An 18,967-nucleotide genomic window follows, 5' to 3' on the forward strand; every position below is an offset into this window, starting at 1 on the left:
GTCATGCCTCCTCGGTCATGGCGGCGCACGCCGGGACCTGTCGGTCGACGGTTCCGGCATGGGCCGTTTTCAGGGTAAAGCGCTGCATGCGCCAGGCGCCGGTCGGACAGTTCTGGGCGCATAGCCCGCAATGCAGGCAGAGGTCCTCGTTCTTGACCATCACCCGACCGCTTGCCAGCCCTTCGACCAAGTACAGCGCCTGCGCAGTGTTGGCGGCGGGCGCGCGCAGGCGCCGGCGCAGGTCGGCTTCCTCGCCGTTGCGGGTGAAGGTGATACAGTCCGTCGGACAGACCGCCTCGCAGGCCTTGCATTCAACGCAGAGCTTCGCGTCGAACACGGTCTGGAGGTCGCAGCCGAAGCATCTTTGCGCCTCGGCCGCCGCGCCCGCTTCATCGAAGCCGAGTTCCACCTCGGCCTCGATATCGGCAAGCGCCACCGCGGCGGGCCGCTGCGGCACGGGATGGCGGGCCTTTGCCGAGACCTCGGGCCGCGCGCGGATCACCGCCGGCACCGGGCGATCGGCCATGTCGACGACGGGCGCCGGCCGCTCGGCCTCGATGTCGTGGCCGGAGAGCATCAGGTGGATGGAGATCGCCGCCTCGTGGCCATGAGCAACGGCAGTGATGATGTTTTTCGCCCCGAAGGCCGCGTCGCCGCCGAAGAACACTTTCGGATGCGTCGAGCGAAACGTCCCGCCCTCGAGAACCGGCAACCCTCGATCGTTGAACCGGATACCGAGTTCGCGCTCGATCCACGGAAAGGCCGGCTGCTGGCCGATGGCGATGACGACGTCGTCGCAGGCGATCGTCACCGGCGCCGCGCCGGTCGGGCGGACGCTGCGCCGGCCACCCTCCTCGACGGTCTCGACCGGATCGAACAGAACCCCGGTCAGACGGCCGTCCTCGTGAAGAAAGGCGCGCGGCGCCAGATGCTCGGCGATGGTGGCGCCTTCCTCGAGCAGCGCCTCGCGTTCCCATTCCGACGCCGCCATGCCCGCGATGTCGCGGCGCAGGACCACCGTCACGTCGCCGCCGCCGAGACGGCGGGCGGTGCGGGCGCAATCCACGGCGGTATTGCCGCCGCCGATCACCACCACCCGCCGGCCGATGCGGTCGACATGGCGGAAATAGACCGCAGCCAGCCATTCGACGCCGACATGGATGCGGGCCGCCGCCTCGCTGCGGCCGGGCAGGGCGAGATCCTGTCCGCGCGGCGCGCCGGCGCCGACGAAGACGGCATCGAAACCGGCGGCCAGAAGCGCCTTCATGCTGGTCACGTCGTGGCCGCCGTGGAAGACGGCGCCGAGGCCGAGCACATAGCCGGTCTCCTCGTCGATGACCTCCTCGGGAACCCGGAAATGCGGGATGCGGGTGCGCATCATGCCGCCCGCCTTGTCCTCGCGGTCGAAGATCGCGCAGTCGTAGCCGAGCGGCGCAAGGTCGCGGGCGACGGTCAGCGAGGCCGGCCCCGCCCCCACCAGCGCCACGCGGCGGCCGTTGGAAGCCTTCGCCGGCGAAGGCATCAGGGCGGCGACATCGCCCTTGAAGTCGGCAGCGGCGCGTTTCAGGCGACAGATCGCCACCGGTTCCTTCTCGACCCGGCCACGGCGACAGGCCGGCTCGCAGGGGCGGTCGCAGGTGCGGCCCAATATGCCGGGAAACACATTGGCCTCCCAGTTGACCATATAGGCATCGGCGGGACGCCCCTCGGCGAGGAGGCGGATGTAATGCGGAACCGGCGTATGCGCCGGACAGGCCCATTGGCAATCCACAACCTTCAGGAAATGCCCGGGCGTCGAGAGATCGGTGGGTTTCACTTCGATAACCTCCGTCTGCCGGAGTGCCGCGTTCGTTCGAACAGGCGCGCGGACGTTCCGGTCTTTGCCGAAGCCCCGTTCATCCCTGCCCGGCAGGCGTGCGGATGGAAGGCTCCGGACGGAAACGGGCGGGATTGTCCGTCTCCGCTATGGGTTCGCCACGGGCGGGCCAGGCCGCCCGCGGCGGGGTCGTCGCGGCTCAGACATAGCCGAGCCAGCTCCAGTAGGTCACGCTCAACAGGAAGAACACGGCGAGCGCGGCGAGCGTGATCACCAGACCGACACGGGTGAAATCCTTCGCATCGAAGGTTCCCGAGCCGTAGGCCACCATGTTCTGCGGTGCGTTGACGACGAGGATGAAGCCGAAGCTGACCACGAATTGCAGCAGCATGGTCATGCCGACGATGTTGGCCGCATCGACGCCGACGGCCTGGAACACCGCGATGACGATCGGGATCATCGCCGAGGCCAGCGCCGTCGCCGAGGCGAAACCGAGATGCACCACCGTCAGGAACAGCGCGAGGATCATCAGCACCATCAGCGGCGCGGCGGCGGCAAGCCCGAACAGGTTGACGACGACGTTGGCGAGATAGGTCGCCGCCCCCGTCGACAGCAGCGCGCTGCCGAGGCTGATGCCGATGCCGAACAGCACCACCGTGCCCCACGGAATCTTGTTCTCCGCCTGCTTCCAGTTCATGATGCCGACGCCCGGCATGAACATCAGCGCCACCGCCACGGTCGTCGAGGTGGAGGTATCGATCCGGTGCAGCACGCCTTCGGTGGACCACAGCACCAGCAAGGTCAGGGAGATCGCCAGCAGCCTCTTCTCGGCGCCGGACATCGGTCCGAGTTCGGCCAGCGACCTGCGGATCGCCTCGCGTCCGCCGGGAACCTGCTGGACTTCGGGGGGCATCATCCGCGTCATGATGAAATAGAGCGCCACGGACATGATCAGCGCGAACGGTGCGGCGGCGATGAACCATTCGCCCCAGGTGATGATATAGCCGAGTTCGCGCTCGATGAAGCCGACGGCCACCATGTTCTGGGCGGCGGCGGTCTTGATGCCGACGTTCCAGATGCTCGCGGTGCTGACCGTGGTGATCATCAGCATGCCGGCCAGCGCGCCCTTCCTGTCGACGCCGAAGACGGTGATGATGCCGAGCATGATCGGCACGATGCAGGCGACGCGCGCCGTCGTCGAGGGAATGAGGAACGCCATGACGATGCCGACCACGATCGAGCCGATCACCACATGGCCGATCTCCGGCCCGACCTTCGAGAGGATGTAGAGCGCGATGCGCTTGTCGAGCCGCGTGACCTGCATGGCCGCCGCCAGGAACAACGCCACGGTGACCAGCACCCAGGCGGTGTTAGCGAAGCCGGAGAAGGCCAGTCCGAGCGCGGCGCTGGTGCCGAGCATGACATTGGGATTGGCCACATTCGGCGCAAAGCCGAGCAGCAGGGCGATCAGCCCGCCGATGACCAGCGCCGAAACGGCGTAATCGAGGACTTCCGTCATCCAGACGATGATGGCGAAGATCAGGATCGCCAGCATCCGCTGGCCCGCGACCGAAAGCCCTTCCGGTGTCGGCGCGACGACAATGGCCACAAGCGCGGCAATGGCGAGAAGAAGCGACCAGTTCCGGCGAAACCAGGACGGTTCCCTTTCCATCTCCTCCTGTTCGGGCGCTCCTGGCGATTTGGGATCCTCAGAGAAAGTCCGATTCAATGTCATGACATGACCTCCTGTCGTTACTTTCAGTCTGATCTTTCGGAGCTTTGCCTCTCCGGACCTTGACGCAGCTCAAGCCTTCGTCGCATTCGCAACCCCGGGCTTGCGGCAAATGCGCCGCATCCGGCCGCCGGCGCACCGCATGGGATCACGCCACGGCAAGCGATACGCGAACCAGACCGGCCTCCACCGGTTCCCCGACCCGCCGGAACCCGGCCGCTTCGCACAGGCCGCGCATTTTCGCGTTCCCCGCAGGAAAGCGGCCCTCCAGCCGCTTCAGTCCATCGGCCCTGGCATAGTCGATCAGACGATCGAGCATCGCCCGGCCCAGACCGTGCCCCTGAAGATCGCTGCGCACGATCAGCGCAATGTCTGCCGCTTCGTGATCGGGATCGGCCGACAGCCGCGCAATGCCGCAGAGCGCGCCTTCCTCCTTGTCGAGGACCACGAAGGCCATCTCGCGGGCGTAGTCGATCTGCGTCAGGCGCGGGAGCAGCGCGTCGGAATAGGCATTGTCCGGATCGAAGAAGCGGCGGCGCAGGTCTTCCCCGGAAGTCCTGGCGAGAAAGCCGGGATAGAGCGCGGCATCGGCGGGCCGGATCGGCCGGAGATGATAGGTCCGGCCGCCGACGGCGGCATCGCACGCCCACCCGGCCGGATAGGGACGGATGGCGAGGACGGGATTGGGCGCGGCCCGCTCGACGGCCTGCGGGTCGATCTCGATGCGCGCATCGAGTGCGATCACCCCGTCGCTGTCGGCCAGCAGCGGGTTGATATCCGCAGCCACGACGCAGGGGAAATCGACGACCAGTTGCGACAGCCCCTTGAGCGCGCCGCAGATACCGGCCCGGTCCACGGGCTTGCGGTCGCGGAAACCGGCCAGCAGCCGGCCGACCCGCGTGCGGTCGATCAGGTCGCCGGCCAGAACGTCGTCGAGCGGCGGCAGGGCGATGGCGGTATCGTCCATGACTTCCACCGCGACGCCGCCCGCCCCGAACAGAAGGACCGGTCCGAAAATGGCGTCCTGGCTGAGGCCGAGGATCAGTTCCTGCGCCTGTTTGCGCCGGATCATGGGCTGCACGGCGAAGCCCTCGATATCGGCGGCCGGAACGCGCCCTTCGATCGCCCGCGCCGCCTCGCCCGCCGCCTCTGCCGTCACGATATCCAGAACCACGCCACCCACGTCCGACTTGTGCGTGACCGTTTTCGACAGCAGCTTGACGGCAACCGTCTGCGAGGCCTTAAGAAGATGTGCGGCCGCCTGCTCCACTGCGTCGGGAGAGCGGGCCACAACGGTCTCCGGCACCGGGATGCCGTAGGCCCGCGCCACCGCCTTGGCCTCCGGCTCGGTCAGCATCCGGCGGTTTTCCGCCGCCACCTGCCTGAAAACGGCAAGTGCTGCGGCACGGTCGACGGCGATCTCCTCGCCGGTGCCGGAAGGAACCCGTTCAAGCGTTTTCCGGACGCGCGACCAGTCGGTCAGGTAGGAAACGGCCACAGCCGCCGCGGCCGGCGTTTCGTAGCCGGGGATGCCCGCCGCCTGCAACAGCCGGCGACCTTCGCGCGCCGTCTGTTCGCCCAGCCAGCAGGTGAGAACGGGCTTGCCCCCTATCCTGCCCTCCCGCGCCAGCGACGCCACGGTGGCGGCGGCCTCGGACGACGACACCACGCCGGTCGGGCAGTTCATCACCAGAAGCACGTCGACGCCGGGATCGGCCGCAACCGCCTCGACAGCCGCGCGATAACGGGCGGGAGGCGCATCCCCGATGATATCGACCGGGTTGGCATGCGACCAGTTCGCCGGCAGCGCGGCGTCGAGGACGGCCATCGTGGCCGCCGACAGTTCGGCCAGCTCCCCGCCGACATCCATCAGCCGGTCGACAGCCAGGACGCCGGCGCCGCCACCATTGGTGACGATGCCGACCCTCGCCCGCTCGAGCGGGGAAAACCGGGCAATCGTTTCCGTGGCATCGAACAGTTCGGCGAGATCGTTCACCCGCAGGATGCCGGCCCGGCGCAAGGCCGCATCGACCACCCGGTCGGCGCCCGAAAGCGCGCCGGTATGCGTGGCGGCCGCCTTGGCGGCCTCGGCATGGCGGCCCGGCTTGATGGCGATGACCGGCTTGACGCGCGCAGCGGCGCGGGCCGCGGACATGAATTTCCGCGGATTGGGAACGGATTCCAGATACATCACGATTGCCCGGCTTCCCGGGTCCCCGGCCAGCATGTCCAGGCAGTCCGCCACGTCGACATCGGCCATGTCGCCGAGCGAGACGATCTGCGAGAAGCCGACGCCGTTGGCTCCCGCCCAGTCGATCAGCGAGGTGACGATGGCCCCCGACTGGGACAGCAGCGCGATATCGCCGCGGGCGGCGTCCATATGGGCGAAGCTGGCATTGAGCTTGCGCGGTGGCAGCATGAACCCGATGGTGTTCGGGCCGACGATGCGCAGGAGATAGGGCTTCGCCACATCGAGCATCGCCTGCCTCAAGCCGTTTTCCCGGGTCAGCCCCGCTGTGATGACCACGGCGGCGCGGGTTCCCTTTTCACCGAGTTCGCCGATGAGGCCCGGCACGGTTTCGGCCGGCGTCATGATGATGGCAAGATCGGGAATGCCGGGGATATCGTTTATCGAGGCATAGCAGCGGCGGCCGTCCAGCTCCGCATATTTCGGGTTCACCGGCCAGATATCGCCTTCGAAACCGCCGTTCACGATATTGTCGAGCACGATGCGGCCGACCGAACCCTGACGGCCCGATACGCCGATGACGGCGACGGATTTCGGCTCGAACGCATGGATCAGATTACGGATCGTCACCGTCTCTCACCCTCCGGTTACGAAAATCCTGCCTCGACCATAACCGGATCGGACAGTCCCACCTTGATATCGATCAAGACACGGTCATGCTTCGCCCCTTTTGTCCGTCTGGAATAGGTGCCGGGCTGCACGATCCTTGGCCGAACCGGCGGTGCGATTGCTCACGGCAGCCATCGAGCGATCGCGGATCGGGGCCTACTGGGCTCGACCTGACCGATGACGGCTCCCCGTGAAATCGCGGTCGAAGAGCCGGGCCGGCACATCGGTCACCATCGCCGGGTGCCGCTTCTTGACCAAGGTCAAGGACGCTGTCTTCCAATCCTGTAGGTTTCCGACATGTGCAGGGAGAAAGTGCTGTGAACAGACGGAACTTGCTCATCGGCGGCACCGCCGCTCTCGTGCTCGCAGGCGCTGGCGGCGTCGCATGGCGGCAATCGGTGGGTTCCATGCGGGCCTATGCGGACTATGCCCGACGCCTCCGCGCGAAGCCTACTCCGTCGCCGGACATCGGGGAACTCATCCGCTACGCGGCGCTGGCCGCCAATGGCCACAACACGCAGCCGTGGCGTTTCGGCATCGAAGACGGCGGCATCGCCCTCTTCCCGGACGAGGCGCGGCGAACGCCCGTGGTCGATCCGGACGACCATCATCTGTTCGTCAGCCTCGGCTGCGCGGTCGAGACTCTGGCCATCGCCGCACAGGCGACGGGACGTCCGGGCGAGGTCGTGGTCGAACCCGGCGACGGGAGCGCCGTGCGTTTCGACTTCTCAGCCGGCCCCGCCCGCGCCGATCCGTTGTTCGACGCGATCCCGCTCCGGCAATCGACCCGCGTCGACTATGACGGGCGCGCCGTCCCGCCTGCCGATCTCGCCGCGCTGGAGCGCGCCGCAGCCGAGCCCGGCGTACGGATGATCCTCGTCACCGAGCGCAGCCGGATGAACCAGCTGCGCGACCTCGTGGTGGCGGGCAACGATGCGCAGATGACCGATCCCGCCTTCATGGCCGAGCTGAAGCACTGGCTGCGGTTCAACCCGCGCAGCGCCATCGCTTCCGGCGACGGCCTGTTTTCGGCCTGCACCGGCAATCCGGTGCTGCCCGCCTTTCTCGGCGGGCCTGCCTTCGACATCTTCCTCACCGCGCGCACCGAGAACGACCGCTATGCGCGGCAGATCGATTCCTCGGCGGGGCTGGCAATCTTCGTCGCGGACCGGGCCGACACGGGGCACTGGATCAGGGTCGGCCGCGCCTGCCAGCGTTTCGCGCTCACCGCCACCAGCCTCGGCCTCAAACACGCCTTCGTCAACCAGCCCGTCGAGGTGGCGAGGTTGCGGCCCGAACTGGCCGAACGTGTCGGAGAGGCCGGCAAGCGGCCCAACATCGTCATGCGCTTCGGCTACGGGCCGCTCATGCCGTTCTCGCCGCGCCGGCCCGCCGAGGCGGTGATCGCCTAGACCTGCATTCCTGCCGGTCGCGGCGGGTCACACCTTGCCGGGAATGCGGGCGATGACCTTGATTTCGAAGTCGAAGCCGGCAAGCCAGTTGACACCGACAGCGGTCCAGTTCGGATAGGGTGCTTGCGCGAAGACTTCGCTTTTCACGGCCATGACGGTTTCGAACTGGTTTTCGGGGTCGGTATGGAAGGTGGTCACATCGACGATGTCGTCGAAGGTGCAGCCCCCTGCCGCAAGCACCGCCTTCAGATTGGCGAAGGCCAGCCGGACCTGGGCGGCAAGGTCCGGCTCCGGCGCGCCATCGGAACGGCTGCCGACCTGGCCGGACACGAACAGCAGATCGCCGGAGCGGATCGCGGCCGAATAGCCATGCGCCTCGTAAAGAGCATGGCGGTTTGCGGGGAAGACGGCATCGCGTCGGGTCATGTCATGGTCCTTTCAGACACCGCCGCTCCGCACGAAGCCGGACGGGCCGTCGGCTGGGCTTCACAAGAGGCGTCGCGGTTTGATATACGCTTCGTATGTAGAATAATCTCACATACGAAACGTATGTCAACTCAGATACGTCACGTATCCGGAATTCGGGTGGAGCATGGCCGCAAAGCGCCGCATGCAAACGATGGAGGAGAACCGCGCCAGGCTGATCCTGGCCGCGCGCAAGGCCTTTTCCGAAAAGGGTTTCGCCGCAGCCTCGATGGACGAACTGACCGCGGATGCCGGCCTCACGCGCGGCGCGCTCTACCATAACTTCGGTGACAAGAAGGGGTTACTCGCCGCGGTCGTCGCCCAGGTCGACGGCGAGATGGCCGGACACGCGCAAGAGGCCGCCACCGCGGCCGGGAACGATTGGGAAGGGCTGCTCGCCGAAGGCACAGCCTATATCGAGATGGCGCTCGACCCCGAAGTACAGCGGATCGTGCTGCTGGACGGCCCCGCCTTCCTTGGCGATCCGTCGCAATGGCCAAGCCAGAACGCATGTCTGGAGGTGACGAAACAGACGGTCGGCAGGCTGATCTCGGAGGGCGTCGTGAAGCCGGTCGACATCGAGGCCGCGGCTCGCCTTCTCAACGGCGCGGCGCTGAACGCGGCCCTGTGGGTGGCGGCGAGCGCGGAGCCGCGCTCGGTCTTGCCCAAAGCCATCGAAGCGTTTCGGCTCATGGCCACGGGCTTGCTGGCGAACCCGATCCGGTCGTGAGAGGACCGGCCCGTTTCGTGGAGCGTAACTGTCCCCTGCGTCCCCGATTTGCGAATTTTCGCCGCAACGGCAGGCCGGTCGAGTGCGCCGCCAGGCAACGCCATCGATCCTACGACACGCCCGCCGTTGTCGTCTCCGCGCGACCGGGCGCCAGTACGCGCTTGGCAATGTTGGCCACGACGCTGCGTGGGGCAAACCGTGTGGACAGCGCGCGCCAGAAATTCTTCCGGCCCACGATCCTGGATAGTCCTCCGCGAAGCATCAGCTCGATGCCCTGTTCGGCAACGTAAGCGGGCTCGTCCCGATTCTGGAAATGGCTGGTGGTGGTGCCCTGCGCATCCACGGCACGAAAGAAGGCAGTGGCCGTAGGCCCCGGCGACAGGCAGCTTACGCTGACGCCATAATCTTCGAACTCCTTCGCAAGAGCTTCGGAAAAGTTCAGGACGAAGGATTTGGAAGCGCCATAGGCGGCGAAATATGGCGAGGGTTGATAGGCGGCCGTCGACGCGATGTTCAGTATCTTCCCCGAGCGCCGGGCCAGCATATCGGCGCCGAACAGACGGCAGAGAGCCGACACCGTGACCACATTCAATTGCAGCATCCTCTCCAGCTCTGCGCTGTCGAGTGCGGCGTGATTGCCATAGAGCCCCACACCGGCATTGTTGACGAGCCAATCGACGGCCAAGCCGAGCCGTTGCACTTCGTCGTAGAGCCGGGCCGCGGCGCCCGTATCTCCCAGGTCAATCGCGATTGCATGAACCTCGACGCCGTGCGCGGCGCGCAACCCGTCTGCAAGCCGATCGAGCTCTGCCCGGCGTCGACCGGCAAGAACAAGTTCGCAATGGCGGGCAGCAAGCTGGCGGGCCATCTCCAGGCCGATTCCGGAACTGGCGCCGGTGATGAGCACGACGGGATTTTCTGCGGGATGTTGGCTGTTCATGGCATCCTCCCGGATGAGAGCTCAACGCTTTCATCTAATCAACGTTTAGATTATGATCCATGCAATGTCAAGATAGATGGGGTAGCGTTATCTTCTATGGGTAGACCGACCAGGAAAGCAGGCGCTTATCACCACGGCGACCTTCGGAGCGCGCTTCTCGATGCCGCCTTGAAAGTCGTGGAGAAGGACGGAGTGAGCGCCCTCACCTTGCGGACGCTCGCCCGCCATGCCGGCGTGTCGCCCGGCGCACCGTATCACCATTTTGAAAGCCGCGAGCACCTGCTGGCGGCGATTGCAGCCGAGGGCCTGAGCGGCCTTGTGTCCGAAATGCGGCGTTGCAGCGCCACCGCCGCCACCCCGCAGTCCAGGCTTGAGGCCTTGGGACACGGCTATGTGCGGTATGCGCTGACGCATCGCGGTCACTTCCGGATCATGTTTCGGCCTGAGCTTAAAGAACTTCTGGGCAAAGAGATAAACAAGGACCTTGGCAAGGGGCTGGTGTTGCTGCGTGAGGCCATTGTCAGTTGCCAGAACGCCGGGCTTGCGCCTGCGGGCGACACGGATCGTCTGGTCCTGCTCGCCTGGTCTGCCGTACATGGCGCCTGTCAATTGTGGATCGATGGACCGCTTGCATATGAGGGACTGCTGGAAAGCGAAGAGGCCTTGGGTTCGGCGGTGGCGGGTACGCTCGTCAACCTGATGACCGCAGCGGCGGCCGAGCACAAATGCGTGGCTGATCCCTCCCGGTAAGCGGGCAAACAGTTTCCCGCGTATTCCCTCAGGCCTGCACATCGGCTTCAACGCATGGCGCAGCGCGCGCCGGGAAGACAGGCTCATCCGAAAAGCATCGAATTTCCCGGCGGTCCGGCAACATCTCCGGACGGCGCCCTCCCCCGGACTTCACTATGGCGTATCTTTTACGCTCTTTGGCATTTATGCCACTTTCTCGCTGCCCGCGCTTCTTCGATAATCCGCTTATACGAGGACGGCGTGCGGGCTCGCTGAGCCAGCCCTGTCGCATCTGCCGAAAAATCAAACCGGATTTCCGATGACAACCGAGCGACGCGTCTTGGGGGCGGGGATATGCCTCGTCCTGATCTATGCCCTGCAATTCCTGGCCGCGCGGGTGAGCCTTGCGGGAAACATCACGCCTTCCGGTCTCACCATCCTGCGCTTCTATGCAGCGGGCGCGCTTTTCATTCCCTACCTCTGCCTGGCGAAAACCAGGCAAGATATCGTCAGGCTCGGGCTCGTGAAAATAGTCACTCTCTCCGTGCTCGCGGGCTTCCCCTACCTCCTGGTGATCAACACCGGGATATCCCTGACCTCGGCCGGATATGTCGCTTCCGTAGGGCCCGGTTCGATCGTGCTCTTCTCGTTTCTTCTGCCGCTTTTCCTCCTGGCAGGGAAAGCGGATTCCGTGTCGGTCGTCAGCACCATGCTGATCACGACGGGGATTCTTCTCTTCATATACAACACATTCCTGGTGAAGGGCCTTTCTCCGGCGGGAACTGCGCTTTTCGTCCTCCAGGGCCTGATGTTTTCCCTCTATGGCGTTCTGATCAAACGCTGGCAGGTCGGCGCCATTCCTGGAACGGCTGCCGTCTCTCTGGCATCCTGTCTGCCTGCGTTCATCGCCCATGCCAGCACCCGAACCGGCTTCGCCGCCGCACCCGTCATGGAACTTCTTTTCCAGGCATTCACGCAAGGCATCCTGGCGGGCGCCGCGGCAATCCTTCTCTACACCTATATCGTCCGGCAGATCGGACCGCAGAGAGCGTCTCTCCTCATGCCCAGCGTTCCGATCATCACCACCGTGGCCGGCCACCTGCTTCTGAACGAACCGCTCGGCATCGTCCAGATTGCGGGCCTGACTTTCATGGCGCTCGGCATGTCGATTCCCGGATTGACCGCGATCCATCGGCAGCACCTGAGGTCCAACAAGGGACCACCAATGGCGGAGTAGCTGCCATTGCAGAACCGGCCTGTTGCGAGATGACAAAAGGCAAAAAGTGCGTTGACGAATTGTAGATAATCTGCAAATCTTGCCGCAACGAAAAAGGGAACAGGCCATGCGTGATCAGGATGAAGAGGACTTCCGCCAGTCCATGCGGCGCCTCGCGGCAACAGTCTGCGTGATCTCCTGCCAGCACCAAGGCGTGCGCTACGGCATGACGGTGACATCGGTCACGTCGCTGTGTTTCTCCCCGCTGTCGATCCTTGCCTGCATCAACCGCAAGGCATCGATCATCGCCCCGCTTCGGAGAGAAGGCCACTACTGCATCAACGTGCTGAAAACGTCGCAAGCCGATATTTCCAGGCGCTTCAGCGGCACTGTGCCGGCCGACGAGCGGTTCCTGACCGGCGACTGGGCGCTGCGGGATGGCATGCCCTATCTTTCGGACGCTCAGGCCAATCTCTTTTGCGAGATCGACCGGGCTTTCGGCTATGCGACCCACGATATCGTCATCGGCCGTGTCACGGCCTCGCTGTTCGCCGCCGAGGTGGCGCCATTGATTTACCGGGACGGCGATTACGCGGCCAGCGCGCCCATTGCCCTTCAGGACGCGGCATAGCCTGCCCGGACGACCGGGCGCGAAATCGCCCATTCATTCAGCTTCAGGAGAACGACATGCAGCTTGGCTTATTCAGCCTCATGACTTTGCGCGACCATCCGGACGGTGCGGCCGGCGTGATGCGCGACACCCGGAAAATGGTCGAGACGGCCGAGGAACTGGACTTCGATATCGCCTGGTTCGCCGAACATCATTTCGCCAACTATTCCAGTTCGCCGTCGCCCCTGATGATGTGTTCCTATGCGGCCGGCTGGACGAAGAAGATCAAGCTGGGTCCGGGCGTGATCGTTCTGCCGCTCTACAACCCGCTTCGCGTCGCGCAGGAAATTGCTGTTGCGGACACCCAGACGGATGGCCGCCTCGTCATCGGCATGGGCACGGGCTACCAGCAATATGAATTCGACCGTTATCACATTTCGCTCGACGACAAGGTCGACGTCTTCCTGGAATACTGGGATGTCATCGAAAAGGCGCTGGTGGAAGGCTCGGTCGAGTATCGGGGCAAGTTCATCAGCGTGCCGAAGACCAGCTTCGCCATCAGCACCCAGCAGAAGCCGCTGCCGCCGATCTTCATCACGACGTCCCATCCGAAGCTGCTCGACCGTTTCAGGAAGTGGAATGCGACGCCGTTCATTGCCGCCAGCACGCTGGGATCGCCGGTCCTCTACAGGATGGCGGACGGGCTCAACGGCGCCTGGGAGTCGATCGGCGAAAACCCGTCGGCCAAGCCGCTGGCCATCATGCAGTATGTCCATATCACCGACAGCCGCAGCGACGCACTCGCCGTCAGCGAACGCGGACGGTACGTCGGACGCATGGCCCATCACCTGCGAAAGGCCGAATTGCCGCTCGACGACAACGGCTACATCGCCAATGAAGGCTATGACGGCGAATACACCCTCGAACAATATGCCGACAACATGGTCGTCGGCGATCCGCATGCCGTGGCGAAGAAGATGATCGCCGATATCAAGAGGCTCAACCCAAGCAACTATACGTGCAATTTCGCCTTCGGCTGCATGCCGATCGAAAAGGCGCACAGTTCGATCCTGCGGTTCAGGAAGGAAGTCGTGCCGCTGATCGAGCAGGAACTCGGCCCTATCGCCGCAATCGGCGCCGACAAGGCACGGCATCGCGAGGCCGTGTGAAGAAGCCGGCGTCCGGGCTCTCCCGGACGTCTCCCGCATGCACAAAACCAAAAATGGGGAACGAAATGAAGATGAAACTGACTGCACTCCTGATGGCCGCCGGCCTCGTCACCTGCGGGCTTGCCGGCCCCTCCCACGCGCAATCCGCTCTCGACACCATCGTCCAGGGCAAGAAACTGCGGTGCGGCATCATGCTCGATTCACCGCCCTCCGGTTTCCGCAACACCTCGAACGAGCCGGATGGCTTCGACGTCGCATATTGCAGGGACATGGCCGCGGCGCTCGGCGCCGAAGCCGAGATCGTCGAAACGCCGTCCCCGGATCGCATTCCGGCGCTGGTCTCCAACCGTATCGACGTGCTGATCGCCTCCACCACGCCCACCCCGCAGCGGGCGATGACAGTGGCGTTCACCCAGCCATATATGAACTACACGACCTCGATCATCACCCGGAACGACACCGGCATCGAGGGCTGGGAAGACCTCAAGAGCGCCAAGCTCGGCGGCGTGATCGGCACGACGACGGAACAGCTCCTGAATGCGGAGATCGAGAAGGGCTGGAAGAGTTCCGGCGCGACCTATACCGGCTTCTCCAGCGATACCGAGGCGTTCCTCGCCCTCCAGCAGGGCAAGGTGGATGCGATCCTGCAAGCCACGGCCGTATTCGCCACGCTGGAAGCCAGCGGCCAGTTTCCCGAATTCGTGGCCGCCGGCATGGCGCCCATCAACGACCAGGTGTCGATCGCGGTCAAGAGGGACGACCAGCAGTTCCTGAACTGGGCAAAGCTGTTCGTCTGGCAACAGCACACCAGCGGGCGTTTCGCGGAAATCTACGCGCAGTTCTTCGGCGATGCCGAACTGCCGTCGCTGAATGCCGCCGGCGTGGATTTCTGATCCCTGAGGGGAAACCCCGACACGGGGGCACCCTTATCGCTTGGAGGCGGAACAGCCCCGCCCTTGCCTGACGAAGCGGCGCCGATCTTCGGCGTTGCCCTTCGAAACGCGATCAGGCGACGCGCATGACCAGTCCTCGACCGCAAGACGGAACCGGAACGATGCACCCGGATGTCCGGACCGTCTTGCGCGTGACGATCGGCCTGTTCCTTCGCCGCTGGCGATCTGCCCGCCGATAGCTTGCCAGGGAGAACTGCATGAACGGTTACACATTCTACTGGTCCATCGTCTGGGATGCCCTGCCGCAACTGCTCGCGGGCGCATGGGTCAGCCTGCAAATAGCCTTCCTGTCGCTGATCATCGGCACGCTCATCGCCATGCCGATGGCGGTGGCCCGCCAGAATGGCACCGGCCTGGGCTATCGGTTCTCGACAGCCTGGGTCGAGCTTTCCCGCAATACCCCGGTGCTGTTTCAGGTCTACATGATCTATTTCGGGCTCGGTGCGCTGGGGATCAACATTTCCAGCTACGTGTCGGTGCTCGCCGCCATCTCGTTCAACAATGCCGGCTATCTCGCCGAGATCTTCCGGGGCGGACTGGCGACGGTGCCGCGCCAGCAGATGTCGGCGGCGCGGTCGCTCGGAATGACCAACTTCCAGAGTTTCCGGCACGTCATCTTTCCCCAGGTCTTCAAGGCGATCTTCTTCACCTACGTCACGCAAGGCATCTGGGGGCTGCTCAACACGTCCCTCGGCATGCTCGTCGGTCTCCGCGAACTTGCGGGAACGGCGCAATATGCCCAGTCCGTATCCTTCCGGACATTCGAGTTCTTCATCGTGACGGCCGCCATTTACTACCTGATGGCCAAGATCCTGCAACTGTCGGCCCAGTTTGCCTTCAGCCGGATGTACAGGAGTTGACATGCAGTTCCAGCTCGCAAACCAGGGACTGCAATGGTCCGACAGCTATTTCCTGCTGATGGGCGCCGTCAATACGATCAGGATGGCGGTCTGCGCGGCCGTCATCGGCACGATCGTCGGGGTCATCCTCGGATGGCTGCGCACCGTGTCCCTGACGGTTCGATTGGTGACGACCCCGTTCATAGACGTCCTGCGCTCGGTGCCGATGGTCATCCAGCTCATTCTGGCCAACAGTTTCCTGTCCATGTCGGGTTTTTCCACCTCACCGTTCTGGTTCGGAACGGCCGCGCTCAGCGCGTGGATGGCGGCGGTCACGGCCGAGGTCGCGCGGTCGGCCTTCCTGTCCGTGCCGAGCAACTACCGGAGAGGTGCCCGCTCGCTCGGCATGACCTATTTCCAGGAGCTTTTACATATCTCCGCTCCGCTTGCCTTTCGCGCCGGCCTGACGTCGTGGATCGGGCTGTTTCTCAGTCTCATCAAGGACAGCTCGCTGGCCGGGGTGATCGGCTACATCGAGTTCACCCGCAATGCACAGATATTGATGACGCGGACGCATGAGACCTGGCTGCTCCTGTTCGGAACCGGTCTCTTCTATTTCCTCATCTGCTACCCCGTCTCCCGGTACAGCCGCCATCTCGAAAGAAAGATCCTCGTATGATTGAAATCCGCAACGTGCGAAAGGTTTTCGGGCCCCTGACCGTCCTCAAGGGCATCGATCTCGACGTCAACAAGGGCGAATTGCTCTGCCTGATCGGCGCGAGCGGGTCGGGAAAATCGACGCTGCTCCAGTGCATCAACGGGCTGGAGCCGATCCAGGGCGGCGAGATCGTCGTCGACGGTATCAGCGTCCACGATCCCGAAACCGACATCAACCTGCTGCGGCGCAAGCTGGGGATCGTCTTCCAGCAGTACAACGCCTTCCCCCATCTGACCGCGCTGGAGAATGTCGCGCTCGCGCCGCGGGTCGTGGCGAGGCTGAGCCGCGACGAGGCCAGCGAGATCGCGAGGAAGCATCTGGCGCATGTCGGACTGGGCGACAAGGCCGATGCCCTTCCCTCCCGGCTTTCCGGCGGGCAGCAGCAGCGTCTGGCCATCGCACGCGCCCTGGCGATGGAGCCGAGCTATATGCTGTTCGACGAAGTGACCTCCGCCCTCGATCCCGAACTGGTGGGCGAGGTGCTCGAAACCATGCGTCTCCTCAAGTCCGAAGGCATGACGATGGTCGTCGTGACGCACGATATCGATTTCGTCCGCGAATCCGCCGACCGGGTCGCCTTCCTGCATCAGGGCGAGGTCTGTGAACTCGGGACGGCGGAAGAGGTGATCGACAACCCGAAGAGGGAGCAGACACAGAGATTTCTGCGCCGCGAGAGGCGGCAGGCCTGCAATGCAGCCCGCACCTCCGCGGCCTGATCGCCCCTGCCGGCGATTGCGCATTTTCAACACAGGAGCATGAACGATGATTTCATTCGATTTGACGGGTCGCACCGCGCTTATCACCGGCGGGGCCTCCGGCATCGGCCTCGAAGCCGCCCGCGTCATGGCAAAAAGCGGCGCGAAGGTCGCGATCAACTTTCTTCCCGACGATCCGCGCGGGCCGGAGGCCGTCGACGCCCTGCGCAAAGAGGGCTTCGACGTGATCTCCGCGCCCGGCGATCTCGGCGATGCCGGGCAGGCAGAGGACATGGTGCTGAAGGCGGTGAGCGCGCTTGGCCATCTTGACCTCCTCGTCAACAACGCGGGAACCCCGGGCGTTCGCACACCCATTCCGATCACCGATCTCGACCCGATCTCGGAGGAACTCTGGGCAAACCTGCTCAACGTCAATCTGATGAGCGTCTTCCGGTGCTCGAAGGCGGCTGCGCCGGCCTTGAAGGCAGCGAAGGGCGCCATCGTCAACACCGCCTCGATCGCCGGCCTCGGCTCCGTGGCGAGCACCCTCGTCTACAGCGCCTCCAAGGCAGCCGTCATCAATCTCACCAAGAACCTCGCCCGCTCTCTCGCGCCCGAGGTTCGCGTCAACGCAGTTGCGCCGGGATCGGTGGACAGTTCCTGGGCGATCGAATGGTCGGACGAGCGTCGCCAGAACGCTATTGCCGCCACGCCGCTGAAACGGCTCGGAACGCCGCCCGACATCGCCGAACTGATCGTCTATCTCGGCTTCGCCGGCAGCATGATCACCGGCCAGACCGTCGTGATCGACGGCGGCATCTCGATCTGAGGCCAGCCCTTCCCGGCCCTTCCGCGGGAGAGCCATATAGTACCCGGCGGCAGGTTTCGATCTGCGCCATTTCCGCAAAGTGGCGCAGGTCCCGGCTTTTCTGCATGGCTCCGTTGTATATGATCGACAAAATCATGTCGCCACGGTAGGAGGCTGCGTGGCCGCAACGAAGGTGTTTTATGTCTAGAATGAACGCAGATCCGATCATGGCCCCCATGAGCAACATGGAGGCGACCGAATTTGCGGCGGAACAGATCCGCAAGGCCATCATTGTCGGGCATTTCAAGCCGGGCGACCGGCTGATCGAGCAGCAGTTGACCGACATGCTCGACGTTTCCCGCCATCCCGTTCGCGAGGCGTTGCGCCTGCTGGCGAGGGAGGGCTTCGTCGAACTGAAGCGCAACAAGGGGGCCTCCGTCAGCGCCGTCGAGGCCGCCAGCGTTATCGAAGTCTACAATATCAGGCTGGCCCTGGGGAAGATCGCGCTGGATTACCTGCTCTCGGAGGAGGGCCGCCTCACGAAGTCGGACCTTGGCCGCATCGAGAAGCTCGCCAGGAATGCGATCCGTCTTGCCGAAACCGAAAACCAGTCCGAAACCGTGCGCAACGACCTGGAGTTCCAGCAAGCCATCATCGATGCGACAGGCTTGCAGCGGACCATCCGCTATTTCTCGGAATTGACGGGCGACATCCGGCGTTTCAACAACCTTCTCGGCGTGGTCTACACCGACCGGAAGGGCGATGCGCAAAATTATATCATGAAGCTTTACGAAGCCATTCGGGACGGCAACCTCGCCGAGGCTCACGCAATCTGGCAGGCGAAATTTGCAAAGGCCGCCCAGCGGTATCTTTCGCTCATCGAAAGCGGACAGTCCGACGGGGCGAGCAAAGCGAAATGATGGCCGAAGCCGCGCAGAAGCAGGCTTCGCGCTTTGGGCAGATCAACACCAGGGTCCGCCGCAGGGATCACGGCCCGCAACCTGCGACACCGGCATTCTTACGGCGGTCGAAGTGCGGCCCGTTCTATATCCGCCGTTCCTTCGCTGCATTGCCCCCCGCCGGCGGCGCTCGGCAATCGAGGATATCAAGATTGCACCAAACTATCATCATCGCGAATATATTATTGATTTATATTCATTTTTTCTCGCGAATTAAGGTTTCGTTAGCCCGCGCCTCGCTAGTTTTTCCCGGGCAGGAAGGAAGCAGGTCTCTCGTCAGGAGGGCTTCTTCGATCTTCCGCAATGACAGGCCTGGCGG

At 64.2% G+C, this 18,967-nt stretch carries 17 protein-coding genes; 12 read left to right on the forward strand and 5 right to left on the reverse strand.

What is annotated here, in order from left to right; all coding sequences use genetic code 11:
* Position 1 precedes the first annotated feature (1 nt).
* The 3 genes from NOF55_RS10060 to NOF55_RS10070 all read right to left on the reverse strand — a co-directional run bounded on the left by NOF55_RS10060 (position 2) and on the right by NOF55_RS10070 (position 6,366).
* Positions 2–1,816 carry an FAD-dependent oxidoreductase gene (locus tag NOF55_RS10060; RefSeq protein ID WP_306411240.1) on the reverse strand — a complete coding sequence of 605 codons (1,815 nt, stop codon included), beginning with the start codon at positions 1,814–1,816 and terminating at the stop codon, positions 2–4.
* A gap of 199 nt (positions 1,817–2,015) precedes the next feature.
* Entirely contained in the window at positions 2,016–3,488 is a 1,473-nt protein-coding gene (locus NOF55_RS10065) for a DASS family sodium-coupled anion symporter (protein WP_306411241.1), read from the reverse strand.
* A gap of 208 nt (positions 3,489–3,696) precedes the next feature.
* Positions 3,697–6,366 (reverse strand): bifunctional acetate--CoA ligase family protein/GNAT family N-acetyltransferase, encoded by a 2,670-nt coding sequence (locus tag NOF55_RS10070; RefSeq protein WP_306411242.1) that lies wholly within the window; start codon positions 6,364–6,366, stop codon positions 3,697–3,699.
* A 356-nt stretch (positions 6,367–6,722) separates the two neighbouring features.
* Here NOF55_RS10070 and NOF55_RS10075 point away from each other — a divergent pair, with 356 nt between their 5' ends.
* Positions 6,723–7,817: an Acg family FMN-binding oxidoreductase gene (locus tag NOF55_RS10075; protein WP_306411243.1), complete on the forward strand. Its 1,095-nt coding sequence runs from the start codon at positions 6,723–6,725 to the stop codon at positions 7,815–7,817.
* A gap of 27 nt (positions 7,818–7,844) precedes the next feature.
* Here the strand turns inward: NOF55_RS10075 and NOF55_RS10080 are convergent, their stop codons facing one another.
* Positions 7,845–8,243, reverse strand: a complete 399-nt coding sequence (locus NOF55_RS10080; protein ID WP_306411244.1) for a RidA family protein — start codon at positions 8,241–8,243, stop codon at positions 7,845–7,847.
* 166 nt (positions 8,244–8,409) lie between these two features.
* Here NOF55_RS10080 and NOF55_RS10085 point away from each other — a divergent pair, with 166 nt between their 5' ends.
* A complete protein-coding gene (locus NOF55_RS10085) occupies positions 8,410–9,012 on the forward strand; it encodes a TetR/AcrR family transcriptional regulator (protein ID WP_306411245.1) in 603 nt (200 codons plus the stop codon).
* A gap of 109 nt (positions 9,013–9,121) precedes the next feature.
* On the opposite strand, the gene NOF55_RS10090 is transcribed toward NOF55_RS10085, so the two are convergent.
* Positions 9,122–9,952 (reverse strand): SDR family NAD(P)-dependent oxidoreductase, encoded by an 831-nt coding sequence (locus NOF55_RS10090; protein ID WP_306411246.1) that lies wholly within the window; start codon positions 9,950–9,952, stop codon positions 9,122–9,124.
* 96 nt (positions 9,953–10,048) lie between these two features.
* Here NOF55_RS10090 and NOF55_RS10095 point away from each other — a divergent pair, with 96 nt between their 5' ends.
* From NOF55_RS10095 to NOF55_RS10140, 10 genes are all read left to right on the forward strand, one after another.
* The gene (locus NOF55_RS10095) at positions 10,049–10,702 is read left to right on the forward strand and encodes a TetR/AcrR family transcriptional regulator (protein ID WP_306411247.1); all 654 of its coding nucleotides are present in this window, start codon (positions 10,049–10,051) and stop codon (positions 10,700–10,702) included.
* A 298-nt stretch (positions 10,703–11,000) separates the two neighbouring features.
* Positions 11,001–11,918: a DMT family transporter gene (locus tag NOF55_RS10100; protein WP_306411248.1), complete on the forward strand. Its 918-nt coding sequence runs from the start codon at positions 11,001–11,003 to the stop codon at positions 11,916–11,918.
* 106 nt (positions 11,919–12,024) lie between these two features.
* Entirely contained in the window at positions 12,025–12,528 is a 504-nt protein-coding gene (locus NOF55_RS10105; RefSeq protein ID WP_306411249.1) for a flavin reductase family protein, read from the forward strand.
* A 56-nt stretch (positions 12,529–12,584) separates the two neighbouring features.
* Positions 12,585–13,676, forward strand: coding sequence for an LLM class flavin-dependent oxidoreductase (locus tag NOF55_RS10110; RefSeq protein WP_306411250.1), 1,092 nt, complete (start codon positions 12,585–12,587; stop codon positions 13,674–13,676).
* 71 nt (positions 13,677–13,747) lie between these two features.
* Positions 13,748–14,569 carry a transporter substrate-binding domain-containing protein gene (locus NOF55_RS10115; protein WP_306411251.1) on the forward strand — a complete coding sequence of 274 codons (822 nt, stop codon included), beginning with the start codon at positions 13,748–13,750 and terminating at the stop codon, positions 14,567–14,569.
* Positions 14,570–14,826: 257 nt separating this feature from the next.
* Complete coding sequence (locus NOF55_RS10120; protein WP_306411252.1) at positions 14,827–15,489, forward strand: amino acid ABC transporter permease; 663 nt, start codon at positions 14,827–14,829, stop codon at positions 15,487–15,489.
* Between the two features lies 1 nt (position 15,490).
* Positions 15,491–16,147: an amino acid ABC transporter permease gene (locus NOF55_RS10125; RefSeq protein WP_306411253.1), complete on the forward strand. Its 657-nt coding sequence runs from the start codon at positions 15,491–15,493 to the stop codon at positions 16,145–16,147.
* Positions 16,144–16,902, forward strand: coding sequence for an amino acid ABC transporter ATP-binding protein (locus NOF55_RS10130; RefSeq protein ID WP_306411254.1), 759 nt, complete (start codon positions 16,144–16,146; stop codon positions 16,900–16,902). Before NOF55_RS10125 ends, NOF55_RS10130 begins: the two co-directional genes overlap by 4 nt.
* A gap of 46 nt (positions 16,903–16,948) precedes the next feature.
* Entirely contained in the window at positions 16,949–17,710 is a 762-nt protein-coding gene (locus NOF55_RS10135; protein ID WP_306411255.1) for an SDR family NAD(P)-dependent oxidoreductase, read from the forward strand.
* A 188-nt stretch (positions 17,711–17,898) separates the two neighbouring features.
* A complete protein-coding gene (locus tag NOF55_RS10140) occupies positions 17,899–18,609 on the forward strand; it encodes a GntR family transcriptional regulator (RefSeq protein WP_306411256.1) in 711 nt (236 codons plus the stop codon).
* The last annotated feature ends 358 nt before the right edge of the window (positions 18,610–18,967 follow it).

Source organism: Ectorhizobium quercum, assembly GCF_026552795.1.
GTDB classification, from domain to species: domain Bacteria; phylum Pseudomonadota; class Alphaproteobacteria; order Rhizobiales; family Rhizobiaceae; genus Ectorhizobium; species Ectorhizobium quercum.

Excerpts from the sequence above, each read along its gene's own strand:
- NOF55_RS10065 (WP_306411241.1), bottom strand. The coding sequence starts at position 3,488 with ATGGAAAGGGAACCGTCCTGGTTTCGCCGGAACTGGTCGCTTCTTCTC.
- NOF55_RS10080 (WP_306411244.1), bottom strand. The coding sequence starts at position 8,243 with ATGACCCGACGCGATGCCGTCTTCCCCGCAAACCGCCATGCTCTTTAC.
- NOF55_RS10085 (WP_306411245.1), top strand. The coding sequence starts at position 8,410 with ATGGCCGCAAAGCGCCGCATGCAAACGATGGAGGAGAACCGCGCCAGG.
- NOF55_RS10090 (WP_306411246.1), bottom strand. The coding sequence starts at position 9,952 with ATGAACAGCCAACATCCCGCAGAAAATCCCGTCGTGCTCATCACCGGC.
- NOF55_RS10095 (WP_306411247.1), top strand. The coding sequence starts at position 10,049 with ATGGGTAGACCGACCAGGAAAGCAGGCGCTTATCACCACGGCGACCTT.
- NOF55_RS10100 (WP_306411248.1), top strand. The coding sequence starts at position 11,001 with ATGACAACCGAGCGACGCGTCTTGGGGGCGGGGATATGCCTCGTCCTG.
- NOF55_RS10105 (WP_306411249.1), top strand. The coding sequence starts at position 12,025 with ATGCGTGATCAGGATGAAGAGGACTTCCGCCAGTCCATGCGGCGCCTC.
- NOF55_RS10110 (WP_306411250.1), top strand. The coding sequence starts at position 12,585 with ATGCAGCTTGGCTTATTCAGCCTCATGACTTTGCGCGACCATCCGGAC.
- NOF55_RS10115 (WP_306411251.1), top strand. The coding sequence starts at position 13,748 with ATGAAACTGACTGCACTCCTGATGGCCGCCGGCCTCGTCACCTGCGGG.
- NOF55_RS10120 (WP_306411252.1), top strand. The coding sequence starts at position 14,827 with ATGAACGGTTACACATTCTACTGGTCCATCGTCTGGGATGCCCTGCCG.
- NOF55_RS10125 (WP_306411253.1), top strand. The coding sequence starts at position 15,491 with ATGCAGTTCCAGCTCGCAAACCAGGGACTGCAATGGTCCGACAGCTAT.
- NOF55_RS10130 (WP_306411254.1), top strand. The coding sequence starts at position 16,144 with ATGATTGAAATCCGCAACGTGCGAAAGGTTTTCGGGCCCCTGACCGTC.
- NOF55_RS10135 (WP_306411255.1), top strand. The coding sequence starts at position 16,949 with ATGATTTCATTCGATTTGACGGGTCGCACCGCGCTTATCACCGGCGGG.
- NOF55_RS10140 (WP_306411256.1), top strand. The coding sequence starts at position 17,899 with ATGAACGCAGATCCGATCATGGCCCCCATGAGCAACATGGAGGCGACC.